This is a genomic window from Acinetobacter sp. V110_1, assembly GCF_031798975.1.
In the GTDB taxonomy this organism is placed as follows: Bacteria; Pseudomonadota; Gammaproteobacteria; order Pseudomonadales; family Moraxellaceae; genus Acinetobacter; species Acinetobacter nosocomialis_A.
The window spans coordinates 67,085-85,005 of the sequence record NZ_JAVQNN010000012.1; the positions used below are offsets into that span (position 1 = coordinate 67,085).

General features: G+C 39.3%; 16 protein-coding genes, 1 tRNA gene and 1 pseudogene. 14 read left to right on the forward strand and 4 right to left on the reverse strand.

All coding sequences use genetic code 11. The annotated features are described in order from the left end of the window. The first annotated feature begins 5 nt into the window (after positions 1-5). Positions 6-3,185: a multidrug efflux RND transporter permease subunit AdeG gene (gene adeG, locus RMA95_RS00810; RefSeq protein WP_311069320.1), complete on the forward strand. Its 3,180-nt coding sequence runs from the start codon at positions 6-8 to the stop codon at positions 3,183-3,185. Between the two features lie 12 nt (positions 3,186-3,197). After that, positions 3,198-4,646, forward strand: a complete 1,449-nt coding sequence (locus RMA95_RS00815) for an efflux transporter outer membrane subunit (RefSeq protein ID WP_311069321.1) — start codon at positions 3,198-3,200, stop codon at positions 4,644-4,646. Positions 4,647-4,689: 43 nt separating this feature from the next. Here the strand turns inward: RMA95_RS00815 and glyA are convergent, their stop codons facing one another. Further along, positions 4,690-5,943, reverse strand: coding sequence for a serine hydroxymethyltransferase (gene glyA / locus RMA95_RS00820; protein ID WP_191028968.1), 1,254 nt, complete (start codon positions 5,941-5,943; stop codon positions 4,690-4,692). Positions 5,944-6,003: 60 nt separating this feature from the next. Between glyA and RMA95_RS00825 the strand changes: the two are divergent. Beyond that, a pseudogene (locus tag RMA95_RS00825) lies at positions 6,004-6,081 on the forward strand (hypothetical protein); the annotation flags it as partial. Between the two features lie 108 nt (positions 6,082-6,189). Here the strand turns inward: RMA95_RS00825 and RMA95_RS00830 are convergent. Then, positions 6,190-7,419 (reverse strand): alpha/beta fold hydrolase, encoded by a 1,230-nt coding sequence (locus tag RMA95_RS00830; RefSeq protein WP_311069322.1) that lies wholly within the window; start codon positions 7,417-7,419, stop codon positions 6,190-6,192. A gap of 246 nt (positions 7,420-7,665) precedes the next feature. On the opposite strand from RMA95_RS00830, the gene RMA95_RS00835 reads away from it, so the two are divergent. From RMA95_RS00835 to RMA95_RS00885, 11 genes are all read left to right on the forward strand, one after another. Then, positions 7,666-8,352: a 3'-5' exonuclease gene (locus tag RMA95_RS00835; RefSeq protein ID WP_191028966.1), complete on the forward strand. Its 687-nt coding sequence runs from the start codon at positions 7,666-7,668 to the stop codon at positions 8,350-8,352. A gap of 153 nt (positions 8,353-8,505) precedes the next feature. After that, positions 8,506-9,129 (forward strand): hypothetical protein, encoded by a 624-nt coding sequence (locus RMA95_RS00840; RefSeq protein WP_311069323.1) that lies wholly within the window; start codon positions 8,506-8,508, stop codon positions 9,127-9,129. A gap of 101 nt (positions 9,130-9,230) precedes the next feature. Then, positions 9,231-9,307, forward strand: a tRNA-Arg gene (locus RMA95_RS00845). Positions 9,308-9,424: 117 nt separating this feature from the next. Continuing rightward, positions 9,425-10,360 (forward strand): ABC transporter ATP-binding protein, encoded by a 936-nt coding sequence (locus RMA95_RS00850; protein WP_004700452.1) that lies wholly within the window; start codon positions 9,425-9,427, stop codon positions 10,358-10,360. Next, entirely contained in the window at positions 10,357-11,130 is a 774-nt protein-coding gene (locus RMA95_RS00855; protein WP_077165428.1) for an ABC transporter permease, read from the forward strand. Before RMA95_RS00850 ends, RMA95_RS00855 begins: the two co-directional genes overlap by 4 nt. Beyond that, complete coding sequence (gene queF, locus RMA95_RS00860; protein WP_311069324.1) at positions 11,127-11,939, forward strand: NADPH-dependent 7-cyano-7-deazaguanine reductase QueF; 813 nt, start codon at positions 11,127-11,129, stop codon at positions 11,937-11,939. The genes RMA95_RS00855 and queF overlap by 4 nt, the downstream gene beginning before the upstream one ends. 23 nt (positions 11,940-11,962) lie before the next feature. Then, entirely contained in the window at positions 11,963-12,613 is a 651-nt protein-coding gene (locus RMA95_RS00865) for a hypothetical protein (RefSeq protein WP_039250820.1), read from the forward strand. Positions 12,614-12,739: 126 nt separating this feature from the next. Beyond that, complete coding sequence (gene rodA, locus RMA95_RS00870; RefSeq protein ID WP_019457155.1) at positions 12,740-13,882, forward strand: rod shape-determining protein RodA; 1,143 nt, start codon at positions 12,740-12,742, stop codon at positions 13,880-13,882. A 19-nt stretch (positions 13,883-13,901) separates the two neighbouring features. Then, on the forward strand, positions 13,902-14,903 hold the full coding sequence (gene mltB / locus RMA95_RS00875) for a lytic murein transglycosylase B (RefSeq protein ID WP_311069325.1): 1,002 nt from the start codon (positions 13,902-13,904) through the stop codon (positions 14,901-14,903). A 290-nt stretch (positions 14,904-15,193) separates the two neighbouring features. Then, entirely contained in the window at positions 15,194-15,811 is a 618-nt protein-coding gene (locus RMA95_RS00880; RefSeq protein WP_002052473.1) for a septal ring lytic transglycosylase RlpA family protein, read from the forward strand. Positions 15,812-16,386: 575 nt separating this feature from the next. Further along, positions 16,387-16,839, forward strand: coding sequence for a DUF962 domain-containing protein (locus RMA95_RS00885; RefSeq protein WP_077163000.1), 453 nt, complete (start codon positions 16,387-16,389; stop codon positions 16,837-16,839). Positions 16,840-16,878: 39 nt separating this feature from the next. On the opposite strand, the gene RMA95_RS00890 is transcribed toward RMA95_RS00885, so the two are convergent. Then, positions 16,879-17,196 carry an AzlD domain-containing protein gene (locus RMA95_RS00890; protein WP_311069327.1) on the reverse strand — a complete coding sequence of 106 codons (318 nt, stop codon included), beginning with the start codon at positions 17,194-17,196 and terminating at the stop codon, positions 16,879-16,881. Position 17,197: 1 nt separating this feature from the next. Next, positions 17,198-17,914 carry an AzlC family ABC transporter permease gene (locus RMA95_RS00895; protein WP_311069328.1) on the reverse strand — a complete coding sequence of 239 codons (717 nt, stop codon included), beginning with the start codon at positions 17,912-17,914 and terminating at the stop codon, positions 17,198-17,200. Positions 17,915-17,921 lie beyond the last annotated feature (7 nt).

Genomic DNA, 17,921 nt, shown 5'->3' on the forward strand with positions numbered 1-17,921 from the left:
CACATATGAATATTTCTAAATTCTTTATTGATCGGCCGATCTTTGCTGGTGTGTTATCAGTACTGATTTTACTTGCCGGTTTACTGTCGGTATTTAAATTACCGATTTCGGAATACCCCGAAGTTGTTCCACCATCTGTGGTGGTACGTGCTCAATATCCGGGTGCAAACCCGAAAGTCATTGCTGAAACTGTTGCTTCTCCGCTTGAAGAATCCATCAACGGCGTTGAAGACATGCTGTATATGCAGTCTCAGGCAAACAGTGACGGTAACTTAACCATTACAGTGAACTTTAAGCTCGGTATTGACCCAGACAAAGCTCAGCAATTGGTTCAAAACCGTGTGTCTCAGGCCATGCCTCGTTTACCTGAAGACGTACAGCGTTTAGGTGTCACTACCTTAAAAAGCTCGCCTACTTTAACCATGGTTGTGCATCTGACTTCACCAGATAATCGCTATGACATGACCTACTTGCGTAACTACGCGGTGCTCAACGTAAAAGACCGTTTGGCTCGTTTACAAGGTGTAGGTGAAGTCGGTTTATTTGGTTCTGGTGACTACGCAATGCGTGTGTGGCTCGACCCACAAAAGGTAGCGCAACGTAATCTCACAGCAACTGAAATTGTGAGTGCAATCCGCGAACAAAACATTCAGGTAGCAGCGGGTACAATCGGTGCATCGCCAAGTAATTCCCCTTTACAGCTTTCAGTCAATGCTCAAGGTCGCTTAACGACTGAGCAAGAATTTGCTGATATTATTTTAAAAACGGCACCAGATGGCGCGGTTACCCGATTGGGTGATGTTGCTCGTGTTGAACTTGCAGCTTCACAATATGGCTTACGTTCGTTACTCGATAATAAACAAGCGGTTGCCATTCCAATTTTCCAAGCACCGGGTGCTAATGCTTTACAAGTTTCTGATCAAGTGCGTAGCACAATGAAAGAACTTTCAAAAGATTTCCCATCTTCAATTAAATACGACATTGTGTACGACCCGACTCAATTCGTCCGTGCCAGTATTAAAGCGGTGGTTCATACCCTACTTGAAGCGATTACACTGGTTGTTGTGGTTGTTATTTTATTCTTACAAACATGGCGTGCTTCAATCATTCCATTGCTTGCTGTACCAGTTTCAATTATTGGTACATTCGCGCTCATGCTCGCTTTTGGTTACTCAATCAATGCGCTTTCACTATTCGGGATGGTCCTCGCCATCGGGATTGTGGTCGATGACGCAATTGTCGTCGTCGAAAACGTCGAGAGGAATATTGAAGCTGGCTTAAATCCAAGGGAAGCGACTTACCGTGCCATGCGAGAAGTAAGCGGACCGATTATTGCGATTGCTTTAACGCTGGTTGCCGTGTTCGTACCTCTTGCCTTTATGACAGGCTTAACAGGGCAATTTTATAAACAATTTGCCATGACCATTGCCATTTCAACGGTCATTTCGGCATTTAACTCCCTTACGCTATCTCCTGCCTTAGCAGCCATGCTACTGAAAGGGCATGACGCTAAACCTGATGCATTAACACGCCTTATGAACCTTGTATTCGGACGTTTCTTTGCGCTGTTTAACCGCGTATTTACACGTGCGTCAGATAACTATGGTAAAGGCGTAAGTCGTGTTATCTCCCATAAAGCATCGGCAATGGGTGTATATGCAGCTCTTCTAGGCTTAACAGTTGGCATTTCTTATATTGTTCCGGGTGGCTTTGTTCCCGCTCAAGACAAACAATATTTGATTAGCTTTGCTCAACTGCCAAATGGCGCGTCATTAGATCGTACCGAAGCAGTCATTCGTAAAATGAGTGACACCGCACTTAAACAGCCCGGTGTAGAAAGTGCTGTTGCCTTCCCTGGTCTATCAATTAACGGTTTCACCAATAGCTCAAGTGCCGGTATTGTCTTTGTAACCTTAAAACCATTCGATGAACGTAAGGCTAAAGACTTATCTGCAAATGCAATTGCAGGTGCCTTAAACCAGAAATACTCAGCTATTCAAGATGCTTATATTGCGGTTTTCCCACCACCACCCGTAATGGGCTTAGGAACTATGGGCGGCTTTAAACTTCAACTTGAAGACCGAGGTGCCTTAGGCTATTCAGCCTTGAATGATGCTGCACAAAACTTTATGAAAGCAGCACAATCAGCTCCTGAACTTGGCCCAATGTTCTCAAGTTATCAAATTAACGTGCCTCAACTAAACGTAGATTTGGATCGTGTAAAAGCTAAACAGCAAGGTGTTGCTGTGACAGATGTTTTCAACACCATGCAGATTTATTTAGGTTCTCAGTACGTTAACGACTTTAATCGCTTTGGACGTGTTTATCAGGTTCGAGCGCAAGCTGATGCTCCTTACCGTGCTAACCCTGAAGATATTTTACAGCTTAAAACCCGTAACAGTGCCGGACAAATGGTACCGTTATCTTCATTGGTGAATGTAACTCAAACTTATGGTCCAGAAATGGTGGTGCGTTATAACGGCTATACCTCAGCCGATATTAACGGTGGTCCTGCGCCGGGTTATTCATCTAGTCAAGCAGAAGCTGCTGTTGAACGTATTGCTGCTCAAACTTTGCCGCGTGGTATAAAATTTGAATGGACAGATTTAACTTACCAAAAAATCTTGGCTGGTAATGCAGGACTTTGGGTATTCCCAATTAGCGTATTGCTCGTGTTCTTAGTTTTAGCCGCTCAATATGAAAGTCTAACCTTACCATTAGCAGTCATCTTAATTGTACCGATGGGAATTTTGGCTGCCCTTACTGGGGTTTGGCTCACCAGTGGAGATAACAACATCTTTACCCAAATCGGTCTGATGGTACTGGTCGGGCTGGCCTGTAAAAATGCCATTTTGATTGTTGAATTTGCGCGGGAACTCGAAATGCAAGGTGCAACTGCCTTTAAAGCAGCAGTTGAAGCAAGCCGCTTACGTTTACGTCCAATTTTAATGACGTCTATTGCATTCATTATGGGTGTAGTCCCACTGGTTACTTCAACTGGCGCAGGTTCTGAAATGCGTCATGCTATGGGTGTTGCAGTGTTCTTCGGAATGATCGGGGTAACTTTCTTTGGTTTATTCCTGACCCCTGCCTTTTACGTCCTGATTCGTACATTGAATAGCAAACATAAATTGCATTCCGCAGCAGTTCATGAAGCGCCATTAGCTAACCCACACGATCATTAAGGAGGACATTTGATGACTACAGCAAAACAAAGCTTGTTATTGTCCTCACTCATGGGGAGCCTGCTTCTTGCAGGCTGCTCTTTGGCGCCGGAATATCAACCTGCAAAGGTTATAGTTCCAGTCAAATTTAAAGAGTCAGACCCTAAACTTGAAGATAATAACTGGAAGATTGCCCAACCTGCCGATCAGCAGGTTCGAGGTGAATGGTGGCGTGTTTTTAATGATGCTCAATTGAATGAGCTAGAACAACAAGCGATTGCCAGCAACCAAAATCTTAAAGCGGTGGCAGCCAATATTCAGGCTTCACGTGCAATACGTTCGGCAGCACAAGCCGAACGCCTACCAAGTATTGGTGCTGGCTTTGGCCCAACCCGTCAAAAACCCTCTCCTGCTTCATTGGGGTTAGATGACAATGCCCATACGTCTGCACAAACTTTATGGCGTGCTCAAGCGAATGTTTCATATGAGCTCGATTTATTTGGTCGTATCGCCAGTAGTGTTAATGCAGCAACAGCGGATCTACAACAGCAAGAAGCGTTATATCAGTCGGCACTTTTAGCCTTACAAGCAGATGTTGCGCAAGGTTATTTTCTCATTCGCCAGCTTGATGCTGAACAAGCAATTTATACTCGTACTATTAAGTTACTTGGTGAGACACGAGATCTCGTTCAAACCCGATTTAAGAATGGTTTGGTCAGCGAATTTGATGTTTCTCGTGCACAGACTGAACTGGCTACAGCTCAAACTAATGCATTAAATATTGCTCGTAGTAGAGCCAATGCCGAGCATGCACTTGCAGTATTGTTAGGCAAAACACCAGCTGACTTTGGCTTGGCTGTTCAACCTTTAACTGCAAATAGTCTTCGTCTTCCAGCTGGTTTACCTTCAAGTTTACTTGAAAGACGACCTGACATTGCTGCTGCTGAACGTGCTATGGCAGCGGATAATGCGCGTATTGGAATTGCCCGTGCAGCTTTTTTTCCGAAAGTTAATCTAACGGGTGCCTTAGGTTATGAATCTGCAAGTTTAAGCGAATTGGGTAAATGGTCGAGCCGTACATTCTTGCTTGGTCCAGTCGCTGGTACTATTTTGTCTTTACCATTATTTGATGGCGGACAACGTAAAGCAGGTGTTGCTCAAGCACGAGCAGCTTATGAAGAAAGCGTCGCCAACTATAGACAAACTGTACTAAACGCCTTTCGTGAAGTTGAAAATGGTTTGTCCGATCAACGTATTCTTGATCAGCAAATTCAGGCACAAAATCAAGCACTCTCATCGTCTCGTCATGCAAATCAACTGTCTCATCTACGCTATCGAGAAGGTGCTATCAGTTATCTTGATGTGATTGACTCCGACCGGACTATTTTGCAACAAGAACAATTGGCAGCACAGCTGAAAGGTGGCCAAATCATTGCAAGTGTAAATTTAATCCGTGCTTTAGGTGGGGGTTGGAATAATTGATATAAAAAAAGCGCCTTACGGCGCTTTTTTCTATACATACAAATTATTTTGCATATACAGGGAATTTTGCACAAACAGCTTCAACTTTCGCTTTTACATCAGCAATAACTTTTTCGTCACCTTTGCTGTCAATCACGTCAGCGATCCAACCAGCAAGTTCACGAACTTCAGCTTCACCAAAACCACGAGTTGTTACTGCTGGAGTACCGATACGGATACCAGAAGTCACAAATGGAGAACGTGGGTCATTTGGAACTGAGTTTTTGTTCACAGTAATGTGAGCAGCACCTAACCAAGCATCAGCATCTTTACCAGTTACGTCTTGTTTGATTAAAGATAACAAGAATAAGTGGTTGTCTGTACCGCCAGAAACAACATCATAACCACGTGCGATTAATACTTCAGCCATTGCTTGAGCATTTTTCACAACTTGTTGTTGGTAAGCTTTAAAGTCATCAGACATTGCTTCTTTGAAGCAGATTGCTTTAGCAGCAATCGCATGCATTAATGGACCACCTTGGTTACCAGGGAATACAGCTGATTGAAGTTTTTTCTCGATTTCTTCATTCGCTTTCGCAAGGATTAAACCAGAACGTGGACCACGAAGTGTTTTGTGAGTCGTTGTTGTTGTTACATCAGCAATTTGAACTGGGTTTGGATATACACCAGCAGCAACAAGACCTGCAACGTGAGCCATATCAACAAAAAGGTAAGCGCCAACTTTGTCCGCGATGTCACGGAAACGTTGCCAATCTACAACACGGCTATAAGCAGAGAAACCAGCAACGATCATACGCGGCTTGTGTTCTAATGCTAAACGTTCAACTTCTTCGTAATCGATTTCGCCAGTTTCAGAGTTTAAACCATACTGAACAGCGTTATAAGTTTTACCAGAGAAGCTTACTTTTGCACCGTGAGTCAAGTGACCACCGTGAGCCAAGCTCATACCCAAAACTGTATCGCCTGGGTTAAGAAGTGCTAAATAAACAGCAGAGTTAGCTTGTGAACCAGCATGTGGTTGAACGTTTGCGTAATCGGCACCAAAAAGTTCTTTAGCACGATCAATCGCCATTTGCTCAATAACGTCTACATACTCGCAACCGCCATAATAGCGTTTGCCTGGATAACCTTCTGCGTATTTGTTAGTAAGTTTTGATCCTTGCGCTTCCATCACAGCAGGAGAGCAATAGTTTTCAGATGCAATTAACTCGATATGTGCTTCTTGACGCTCACCTTCAGAAGCAATAGCTTGAGCTAATTCTGGATCAAATTCAGAAATGGAAATATTGGCAAACATTAGCGGGGGTCCTATAAATTAGGGCTTTTAAGCCGTGCTAAGATTGCGGCATATTGTAGCATGAACTTTATAATTAAACAGAATCAAGTTAGCTCAGTTTTAAATAAAAATGGCTCAATTTTTATAAAAAATGAGCCATCAAATCTAAAATAATTTATAAACACTTAAAAAACTTTTATTTAATAATTTTCTAAAGTTAAATTTAGCTTCTCAAAACAACAAAAAAACTTTAAATATCAATTACTCTTATTGAGCTGACAACAAGTTTTGCACATTCCCAACAATGTTATCTACATTATTGCTCATTGCCGTCTCATGGTCCCAGTTACCCGTTACATAGCTATTAATTTTTGTGCCCACGACAGTGGCATTAGATATCAAAATATCAGTCGCTACTTTAGGAACCGTTGTATCAGCTAACCCCTGATAAATAATAATTGGTGTAGATACTTTTGTCTGCAGAGGTTGAGAATCTTTATCTAAGAATGTTTTTACGGTTGGCACAGCCATAAAGTTAGGTTGTGTACGCGTAAAACCATCTAGTGTGCCGCTATGTGTTGCCGCGTAGGTTTGCATATTAACTGCCAAGGCTTGGCCCAATGGCCCTGCACAAATCGTTTCTGCCTGCTGTGCAGTACTTGCTGTTTGTGAAGTAAATACCTGTGAATAATCAAAGCTTGGCTGTGTATTTCGGATGCCGGCTGTAACTAAAGCAGTATATGTATCAAGCTGTGCATACATCGGAATCTTTTTATCCAAAGTTGCATTGGCAACGGCTTGTTCTCCTGCAGTTAAAATGAAACCTAAATTAGAAGCTGGTGCTACCGCTACTGTACCTTTATAGTTTAGCTGTGCACGGCTTGCATATTGTGCAGCGCCCAATGCAGCATGCCCACCCTGAGAGTGACCTACGGTGACCCATTTGTTCGAAGTTAATAAATTACGTTGAGATAAATAATTGCGTGTTGCAACCACGGCGTCAGTAATTGAATAAGCCTCACTTTTAACATTTAAGAATGGATGTATGCCTGCGGTTCCTAAGCCCTCATAATCTGGAGCAACCACTACATAACCGGCTGCAAGGAGTTTACTAATTAAATCTTTAGTACTGTCTGTTAACGCTGATTTACTCGGTGCACATGCATCTGCAACCCCTGTCGTGCCATGTGCCCAAACCACAATTGGCCAACCGCCTGCTGGTGGTGGTGTCGTTGGTGTAAATACTAAACTGGTTGCCTGCACCTCTTGTCCACTTTGACCTAACATTTTATAAGTTAAAATACTACTTTCAGCAGCAACTGATCCTAAGTTAGTACTTGTATAAGCATCTACCTTAACCACTGGGTTTTGAATATTATTGGCTGGTGCACCAGATGGATCAGTAGTTGCCGGACTGTCATCACTACTTCCATCTCCACATGCCGTCAACAATAAACTTGTGCTAAGAACACTGGTCATGAACAGTTTCATTTTCATTGATATATCCCTTAAATTCGATTTTTGTTGTGCTTTACTTTTTAATGAACATTTTAAATGTCTTACAAACAATTACGCCTAATCTTCATTTTTCGCAAGTGATATTTAATCAAAATGAGCAGCTAAATTTTCTACTTTTTAACATAAATTGCATTTGATAGCTTATCTAGCCTTACTCCATGTTTTAAAGTAGATAGCCAACTGTTAACATTGATGGTTACTTGTAATTGTTTAAAGGTTCAAAAGATGCAAGCCATTATTTTAGATACAGAAACTCATACACTAAATGGTTTGCCTATTGAAATTGCATACGCTCCCATTGAACTTAATGCGGGTAAACTCACTTTAGATAAAAGCAAATTGTTTGATCAGCTCTATCAGGTGGGAGCTCCGATCTCTTATGCTGCAATGGCGGTCCACCACATCTTGGAGTCTGACCTAGAAAACCAGCCTCACTATAAAACATTTCAATTACCGGATAGCACGACTTATATTATTGGTCATAACATTGATTATGATATTGCTGCCATTGCTCGTTGTGGCGTTGATGTATCTCATATCAAACCGATTTGTACTCTAGCTTTAGCACGTAAAGCTTGGCCAGATGCTGAAGCTCACAACATCTCTGCACTCATTTATATGATTTCTCAAGGCAGCAGTAAAGCGCGAGAATTACTCAAAGGTGCACACCGTGCCGATGCGGACATTATTTTAACTGCCAATATTTTGATGCATATTATCTATCATTTAAATATTCAAGATATTGAAGAGCTTTACCAAGTTTCTGAAGAAGCCCGTATCCCCACGACTATTAATTTTGGCAAGCATAAAGGTACGGCAATTTCTGAACTGCCAAAAGATTATATTCAATGGCTTCTACGTCAAGACGAGCTAGATGTCTATTTACGTAAGGCTCTAGAAAGCGCATTTTAAAGACTTAACTTAAATAGATGATATTCATAAATTCTTCATCATATTGTCATTTTTGAGTTTTATCGTTAACCCCATTTATATTTTATTAAAAACAGTACTGTTCAACTCAGAAGATTGGACAGTCTGCTTCATTTTTTATATTGGGGAAATACAATGTCTGGTTTTTATAGAACCAATTTGGGAAGAGTTGCGCTTCAACAACGTAATATCACGTTAAATGCAAAACAAAGACGTTTACTTCTATTAATAGACCATGAAGATTTTCAAAGCCTCGATCCCGAGTTTAAGAAACGGATTGCCCCACCAGAGCTAATTCAACAGCTCATTGATTTAAAACTCATTGCTACTTCTAACGAAAGTTATTCAGAATTGACCGAACAAATATCTCCCCCAGAGACATCTATAACGACTAAAGAAGTACATCAGAAAAATATTGATGAGAATAAAAGTAATGATTTAATTGGAGAAATTCAGATTCCTCAATCAACGTCTGTGACTTCTCCAAATATAGAAAATGACCAGCCATCTATTCCAGCTCAACAACTCTCTTTTGAAGAAATACAACTATTAATGAAACAAAGCTTGAGCCAGTACTGTGGCCTTATGGCAAAACCACTTATTCACAAAATAGAGCAAATAAAAACGCTTCAAGAACTTAAAATGTGCCAAATGCAATGGATTACCAGTTTACAGGAGTCACGTATTCCTCCTCATGAGCTAGCACATACGCTTCATTCTATCAATTATTCAATTCAGCTTATTCAACAACGCGTCTAAAATAGAACAAGCTGCTGTTTAATTAAGCATTAAACTCACTTGGTACGTATTTCGTGCTTTACCTACCAGTGTTTTTTTCCTATGATGTGCCCCACACATGTGCGCTCGTAGCTCAGTTGGATAGAGTACAGGTTTCCGAAGCCTGGGGTCGTGGGTTCGATCCCCGCCGGGCGCACCAATTTATATATAATAACTTCATAAATTTATCCCAATTTCATAAAATTCCGACTATTTTACTTGGTTTATTAATCATTATCGCTCAAAATATACCCCTCTTTCATAATGTGAGAATTTCATGACTGATGCTTTGGTATTAAAAGATTTGTCCAAAACATATCGTAATGGTTTTCAGGCGTTAAAAGGTATTAACCTCACTGTGCCTGAAGGTGAATTTTATGCGTTGTTAGGCCCAAATGGTGCCGGCAAATCAACAACCATTGGTATTATCAGCTCCCTCACAAAAAAGACCTCAGGAACAGTTGAGATTTTTGGGCATAATCTCGACACGCATCCATCCTTGGCAAAACAGCAGCTTGGCGTTGTACCCCAAGAATTTAACTTCGGGCAATTTGAAAAAGCATTCGATATTTTAGTCACTCAAGCTGGCTATTACGGCATTCACAAAAAAATTGCCGAAAAACGTGCCGAACATTATTTAGAAAAACTTGGCTTGTGGGAAAAACGCAATATACAAGCACGTATGCTGTCTGGTGGTATGAAGCGCCGTCTAATGATTGCCCGCGCCATGATGCATGAGCCTAAACTTCTTATTTTAGATGAACCTACTGCGGGTGTAGATATTGAATTACGCCGTTCTATGTGGGATTTTCTAACCGAAATGAACGAAAGTGGCACTTCTATTATTTTAACGACACACTATTTAGAAGAAGCGGAAATGCTCTGTCGTCAAATTGCCATCATTGACCGCGGTGTCATCAAAGAAGACACCAGTATGAAAAGTTTCTTAAACCAGTTGAGTGAAGAATCTTTTATTTTCGATTTAGCAGAACCGATTGCCCCACTCCAGTTAAACATTATTGGAGTGAAATTCAACTTAATTGATAGCAGCACTTTAGAAGTAACCATGGATAAAGCACATACATTAAATGACTTATTCCAACTTTTAGAGTCACAAGGTATTCGTGTTCGTAGTATGCGTAACAAATCAAATCGCCTCGAAGAGCTATTTGTGAAAATGGTTGAGAAAAATCTTGAAGGAGAGGCAAAATGAACTTTAACCAACTGCAAATTGCCCTCTGGACTTTAGTTCGTAAAGAAGTACGCCGATTTCTTCGCATTTGGCCCCAAACCTTATTGCCACCTGCGATTACCATGAGCTTGTATTTTGTCATTTTTGGTAATTTGGTTGGGTCACGTATTGGACAAATGGGCGGCGTAAGCTACATGCAGTTTATTGTGCCCGGCCTGATCATGATGGCTGTTATTACCAACAGTTATGCGAACGTTTCTTCTAGTTTCTTTAGTGTAAAATTCCAAAAAAGCATTGAAGAACTCATTATGAGCCCTGTGCCATTACATATTATTTTATGGGGCTATGTCATTGGTGGTATCTGTCGTGGTGTATTAGTGGGTGCCATTGTTACTGCAATGAGCATGTTCTTTACTGACCTTTTTATACATAACTGGTTCGTAACTATATATACAGTATTAATTACATCTGTTTTATTTTCCTTAGGCGGCTTCATTAATGCAGTCTATGCGAAATCATTTGATGATATTTCTATTATTCCAACATTTGTACTTACTCCACTCACCTACTTAGGTGGTGTGTTTTATGCCATTAGTGCACTTGGTCCTTTTTGGCAAAAACTTTCTTTAATTAATCCTATTGTGTATATGGTTAATGCTTTCCGTTTCGGCATTTTAGGTCATAGCGACGTGAACGTTACGTTCTCTTTAATCGTTGTGACATTATGTTGTGTTGTACTTTACGGAGTTGCTTACTATTTACTTGCTCGTGGTTCAGGAATGCGTGAATGAGTGTCGAACAGTCTTTATTGGGTAAAGAAACCCAGTATCCAACTAGCTATCAACCCGATGTGTTATTTCCAATCGCACGTGCTCAATCTCGTGAAAATTATTCACATATTGAAGGCATTACCCAAGGTAAAGATTGGTGGCATGTTTTTGAAATCTCTTGGTTAAATTCGCACGGTATTCCACAGGTTGCTATTGGTAGAATTACCCTGCCAGCTTCTTCACCAAATTTGATTGAATCAAAGTCATTAAAACTTTACTTCAATAGTCTTAACTTCACTCAGTTTGACTCTAAAGCGTTATTCATTGAAACAGTTGAAAAAGATTTATCGGCTGCGGCAGGCGCAAAAGTTGAGCTAACGCTATTTCAAGTAGATGATCTCGATATTTCCAAGCCACAAGGTATTTGTATTGATGATCTAACACCTGAACGTTTAGAACAACATCCCGATGCATCGCTTTTAAAATTGGATGAGTCTGGTGAAGAAGTTGAAATTGAGCTGTATTCTCATCTTTTGAGAAGTAACTGCCCAGTGACGGGACAACCGGATTGGGGTACAGTTTTTATCCGTTTTAAGGGTAAAAAACCTTGTTATCGTAGTCTTTTAGCTTATATTATCTCGTACCGTCAGCATAACGGTTTCCACGAACAGTGTGTTGAGCAAATCTTTGCAGATGTTTGGCAAAATTTGCAGCCTGAAAAGCTGATGGTTTATGCAACTTATACTCGCCGCGGTGGACTTGATATCAATCCTTGCCGAGTATCGGATCTATCATGGATGCCAAAACCGATTCGATTGGCACGACAATAAAACGAATAATTTGAGGATACACCATGCCGTTTTTTGGTTTTACCCCTTCTGAAGGCTTATTGAACGATATGCAGACTGGAATTGCGAATAAAAATTCTAGTGAACCGCTATATCCACTTCGAGACAAAATTGCTTTACAACTCAATGAAGAAATTATTGATAATGTACTGATTCAGTTAGTACAACATTTCCCAGCGAGTGAAAAAAGAGATACTGCCGAAAAACTTGCTGGTTATGTCAAATCTACAGTTGCCGTACTTTTAAAGCAATTACTCAGTAAAGCACCAAATGATGTTGTTAAACAGTCAGTTGAATTTTCAGAGAAAAGCTTATTTAAAGATCCTCAAGGTCAATATAAAGTTGGCGTAGCTTTAGATGCTGGCTTAGTGACTAATTTGAAGCATAATTTTGCTGAGCTTCAAGCAGGTAATGACATTAATAAAGCAGCATTAGCGGAACTATATAAACAGTTTGGTGATGCTATGGTTAGACACTTTATGTCTGATTTTAACAAGACATTAGATTTAGGCATGATTAAACGTAAAGCAGCCGATATTGGCGCAGCTGCTGTTACTAAAGCGGTTCATATCGCGATCGATAAACTCATTCCAAGTTTAAATCGCACTGAACTAAAAGCGATGGCTGAATATCATGACGGTCTATTCTTTAACTAATAAAAAGTAGACTATCGGAAACCTGGCGAGAGCCAGGTTTTTTTATTGCAAAATATTGATATACATTGCCATAAATCAGGTTTATGTTAGCATGCGCCAAGCACTGATTGACCTAGTTAAAGCCGCATGTCTCCTAGTCCACAATATAAATTTTTACGCCAAGCTCCTCGAGATGGTCTTAGTACTGCCATGCAACCATCACGCTGGCAGCAACTTCATATTGATCCTTGGTTATGCCTATTTTTATTCCTAAATGCTCTATTAGGTTTAACAGTACTATATAGTGCATCTGCACAAGATGTCGGCTTAGTCAGTAAACAAGCCATGAGCTTTGGTATTGGCTTTTTAGTCATGATTGGTCTGGCTCAAATTCCTCCAAAGGTTTATCAAGCTTTTTCACCCTACTTTTATTTATTTGCACTATTTTCCTTAATTGGAGTTATGGTCTTTGGTGAGGTTCGTATGGGGGCTAAACGCTGGATCGATATTCCAGGTTTCGGAAGTGTGCAACCCAGTGAGTTCATGAAAATTGGCATGCCAATGATGATTTCATGGTTTTTAGCACGCAAACCACTTCCCCCTAGCTTTTCTCAAGTTGTTTTATCATTAATGTTAATTGGTGTTCCTTTTTTACTCATTGCAGAACAACCTGACTTAGGAACATCCCTACTCGTATTAGCCAGTGGTATTTTCGTACTATTTTTAAGTGGACTATCTTGGCGCATGATCGGTGCTGCTGCAGCCTGTGCCGCTATTGTTATTCCAATTGCGTGGGAATTTCTTTTACACGACTATCAACGTCAACGGGTTCTAACCCTACTTGACCCAGAAGCAGATGCATTAGGAACAGGCTGGAACATTATTCAATCTAAAACAGCTATCGGTTCTGGCGGTTTCTCAGGTAAAGGCTTTCTTGAAGGTACGCAGTCACATTTACACTTTTTACCCGAAGGACATACTGACTTTATTATTGCGGCTTATTCCGAAGAATTTGGCCTGATTGGCGTACTTATATTAGTTATTCTTTATTCAGCTATTATTTTTAGAACATTCCAAATTGGTTTACAGAGCTTTCATAATTATGGCCGCTTGGTTGCTGGTGCCTTTGGTTTGTCTTTTTTTGTTTATGTATTTGTAAACGCAGGAATGGTCAGTGGTATTTTACCTGTAGTGGGTGTTCCTTTGCCTTTTATGAGTTATGGCGGTACCGCTATTATTACTTTAATGGCCACTTTTGGTTTAGTTATGTCTATTCATACACATCGATAATTTGGAATTTTAAAAAGATATGTTGTCTCAATTTGTTAATAAAACTTTAAAAGTACTCGCCTTGTGTACTGGCCTAGTGAGCACAAGTCATTTTGCTCAGGCCAATGATTTTGTAAATGATCCTAATTATTTAAATTTTAAACAAAAAGCCATGAACACTTATGGTCTAAGTAGTGTACAAGTCGATGCCGCAATGAGCGGTGCAAAAAATTTACCAAACATTATAAATATTATGACTCGCCCAGGTGAAAGTAAGCCTTGGTACGACTATCGCTCTATGTTTTTAGTTGAAGGCACTATTCAGCGTGGTGTCCGTTTTAAAAACCAATATGCAGATGCACTTAACCGAGCTGAACAGCAATTTGGTGTCTCTCAAGCTGTCATTTTGGGTATTTTAGGTGTTGAAACAGGATATGGAGCCAATAAAGGTTCTTTCATCACTCGTGACGCGCTTGCGACATTAGCGTTTGGCTACCCGCGCCGTGCTGATTATTTCAGTGATGAATTAGCTGCTCTGATTGCATGGACGTATAAAGAAGGCTACCCAACTAGTAGTATTGTTGGCTCTTATGCTGGAGCAATTGGCTATCCACAGTTTATGCCAAGCAATATTAGTAAATATGGAGTCGATTTTGATGGTAACGGCCACATTGATTTACGAAACTCTGCGGAAGATGCGATTGGGTCAATCGCAAATTACTTAGCAAAACAAGGATGGCAGCGCGATCAGCCGATTGGTTTTATGGCACGTTACACAGGTTCAAATCCAGAAAGTATTATTGCTAAAGACCTGACCCAACCTTCTCCATATGGCGTACTTAAAAATCAAGGGATTTCTCCATTAAACCCTTTAGTTAAAATTGATGACCTAGATATGATAAATGTTATTCAATTACAAGACTATAATGGTCCAATTTACTATTTAACATATCCGAATTTTCAAGTGATTACGACTTATAACAAAAGCCGAATGTATGCGACTGCTGTATGGTTGTTAGGCACAGAAGTAGCTAGCCGATAGGCTAGCTTTTTGATGAGTTTATGTAAAAGTCAATAAATATTTTTGTTAAATCGATCACAATACACACATTTTAAATATCTTGTTACATATTTGGTTATTTTTTAATCTAAAACTGTAAGTTTTTGCCCTTTTTGTAACTATTTCTCGTTAAAGACTAGACACTCTCCGTAAGCGATGAATATTATCCACCCCAATCAAGCAATTGCAAAAGTGAATAATTAGGCATGTTCACTTCAATTTTTAGCCTGCCGGCTAAAAGAAAAAGAGCATGTTCTCAGGAGTTTATATAAATGCAGTTATCGCTGAAATACATTCTTGCACTGACGGCTAGTTTAAGTATGGCCCCGCTGCACGCTGAAATGATGCAGTCATCATCATTAAACAGTGATGTAGATGGTCCAAATGCTAATTTAGCTGCCCGTGTGTTGAGTAAAGATACTCAAAGCTTTAATTCTCGTTTTTCTAACATTAACAGTCTTTCAATCACTGAACGTTCTGGCGATCAAATTCGTCGTCAAGCTATCGCAGCTAAAATTGAAATCCCTGAAGATGAGCCTTCAGTGATTGAAAAACTTAACACAGTAGCTTCAAATACTGTTCGTAAGTTTAGCCAAACTGGCATGGCATCTTGGTATGGTCGTCAATTTCACGGTCGTAAAACTGCAAGTGGTGAAACATTCGACATGAATGCACTTACTGCTGCTCACCGTAGTCTGCCATTGAACTGTTATATCCGTGTTACAAACAAAGACAATGGTAAAAGTGTGGTTGTAAAAGTAAACGACCGTGGTCCATTCCATGCAAATCGTGTACTTGATTTATCATACGGTGCAGCAAAACGCCTTGGTATTACCAATGCTGGTACTGCTAAAGTAAGTATTGAACGTGTAGACGGTCCTACTTCATAAGCGATTACTCCTAGAGTTCATGAAAAAGCCACAAGTTAATTTGTGGCTTTTTTAATTTTTGGAGTTCACGATAAAAAAATTATGTTCAAAAATTTTATGTTTCTACTCATTTTCCAATTACAAAATTGATTATTTTTTAACCCAAAAACACATCATTTTCTTACCCATCTTTTTTTGCTTATATTTTTCGGTTACAGCTATTTTAAAAAAATTACGCTACCCTAGTACCACTTTAGTCTAAAAAGAGCTATTTATCGCGTTTTAAGACAAGTTGAGTTGAGTCTTTTTCTATTATTTTCCCACTTCTCATAAAAAAGTGCTTTTCTGAGTCATTTCCTCACTTCAAAATCCAAAAATAACTAACCTGATTTTCCTTAAATGAATCTCGCTCTTTTTTAAGTCCAACTTTGAACTTTTTCCCTCCTGTTTTTCCAAACAATGAGTCATTAAATTTTTAAAGATACATAAATGAACGAGAAGGAAGATTTGCGACTTTCTTGTCTACCCACCTAACAACAGGATAAAATATAGACATAAAAAGAATGACTCAAAATTAGACACGGAGAACAAGGTCTATGAAATCTATTGGTGAATGGTTTGATGAATATAGTGAAAGTCATCAAAATCCAACAAATAAAAAAATCCACTGGGTATGCGTTCCCGCTATTTTATTTTCTATTATCGGAATCATTGCCCACTTTAGCGCCTTACTCACTGCTTTACTCATTGTACTGACTTTAATTTTCTATGCTCGACTCGATCTTGTACTTGCAGTAGCAATGGCTGCACTTCTCGTTGTGATGGCTTGGCTTATTTATGTCTTACCTGTAGGGGTGGGATTTTATATTGCTCTTTTTGTAATTGCCTGGATTGGACAATTTTACGGACATAAAGTTGAAGGGAAAAAACCTTCCTTCTTTAAAGATTTACAATTTTTATTGATTGGTCCAGTCTGGTGTATGGATGCCTATCTTGCAAAAATATTACCTAAGTGGAAAAGTCGCCAAAATAAATTGATTACTCAATAATTTTTAAAAAGCTGAATCTTTTTTGGATTCAGCTTAAATTTACTGATTTATTAGAAAATTTATAAAATAGAAAAATGCTAGGCTGAGTAGAACACTGGGCAAAATTTTTTTGAAATAGAAAGCAATTACAATACAAAATACTGTCGCATATAAATATGGATTATCTAAAGTGCCTCTCAATTCATTTCTTTCAAAAAAGATTACCGGTATAGAAATAGCACTCAATAAACAAGGCGCTGAATAATTCAGCATTTTATTCATCAGTGCTGGTAATTTTACTTTTAGATTAGGTTCTAAAAAATAATAACGATTAAAAAAGACAATTACTGCCACACCTAAAATCATGAACCATGACATTTCATTTTTCTCCTACTCTATTTTCCACAATAACGGCAATAAGCATTCCCAATAAACCGGAAATCAGAATGGCGCCTTCAATGTGAAAAAATTTGAGAACAAAACCACTAACACAAGTTGTTAAAACTCCTGCTATGACAGGTTTTCCTTTACACATAGGAACAATCATGGCCACAAAAATAGCAATAATCGAAAAGTCTAAGTGATAAGACAATAAATTAGGAATCGCCGTAGCCAACAAAATTCCAACTAGACTAAAAACTACCCAGAATAAATAAAAACTTATACCAGCCCCTAATAAATAGTGGGGATGTCTTTTTTCGTTCGGAGCACTTAGCGCAAATAATTCATCTGTTAATAGAAAGCCTAAACTTAATCGTTTGGGTAAAGACAAAATAGAAATATCATTTCTTAAAGTTAATGCATAAATAAAATGCTGTGCAGTAAGAAAGAAAATCGTGATATAGATCGTTAATAATGATGCACCTTCCATCACCATACTCAAACTGACCAATTGTGCAGCACCAGCAAACACAATTCCTGACATTGCTAATGCTTTATAAAATGATAAACCTGCATGAATTGCCATTGAACCAGCCAAAATAGCCCACGGAATAACCGAAATACATAATGGCAATATATCTACCGCCCCTCGTAAAAAAAGATACGAAGGATGGTTTTTAGAAAATCTAATAGATTGATTTAAACGAGTATTCATCTCTAGA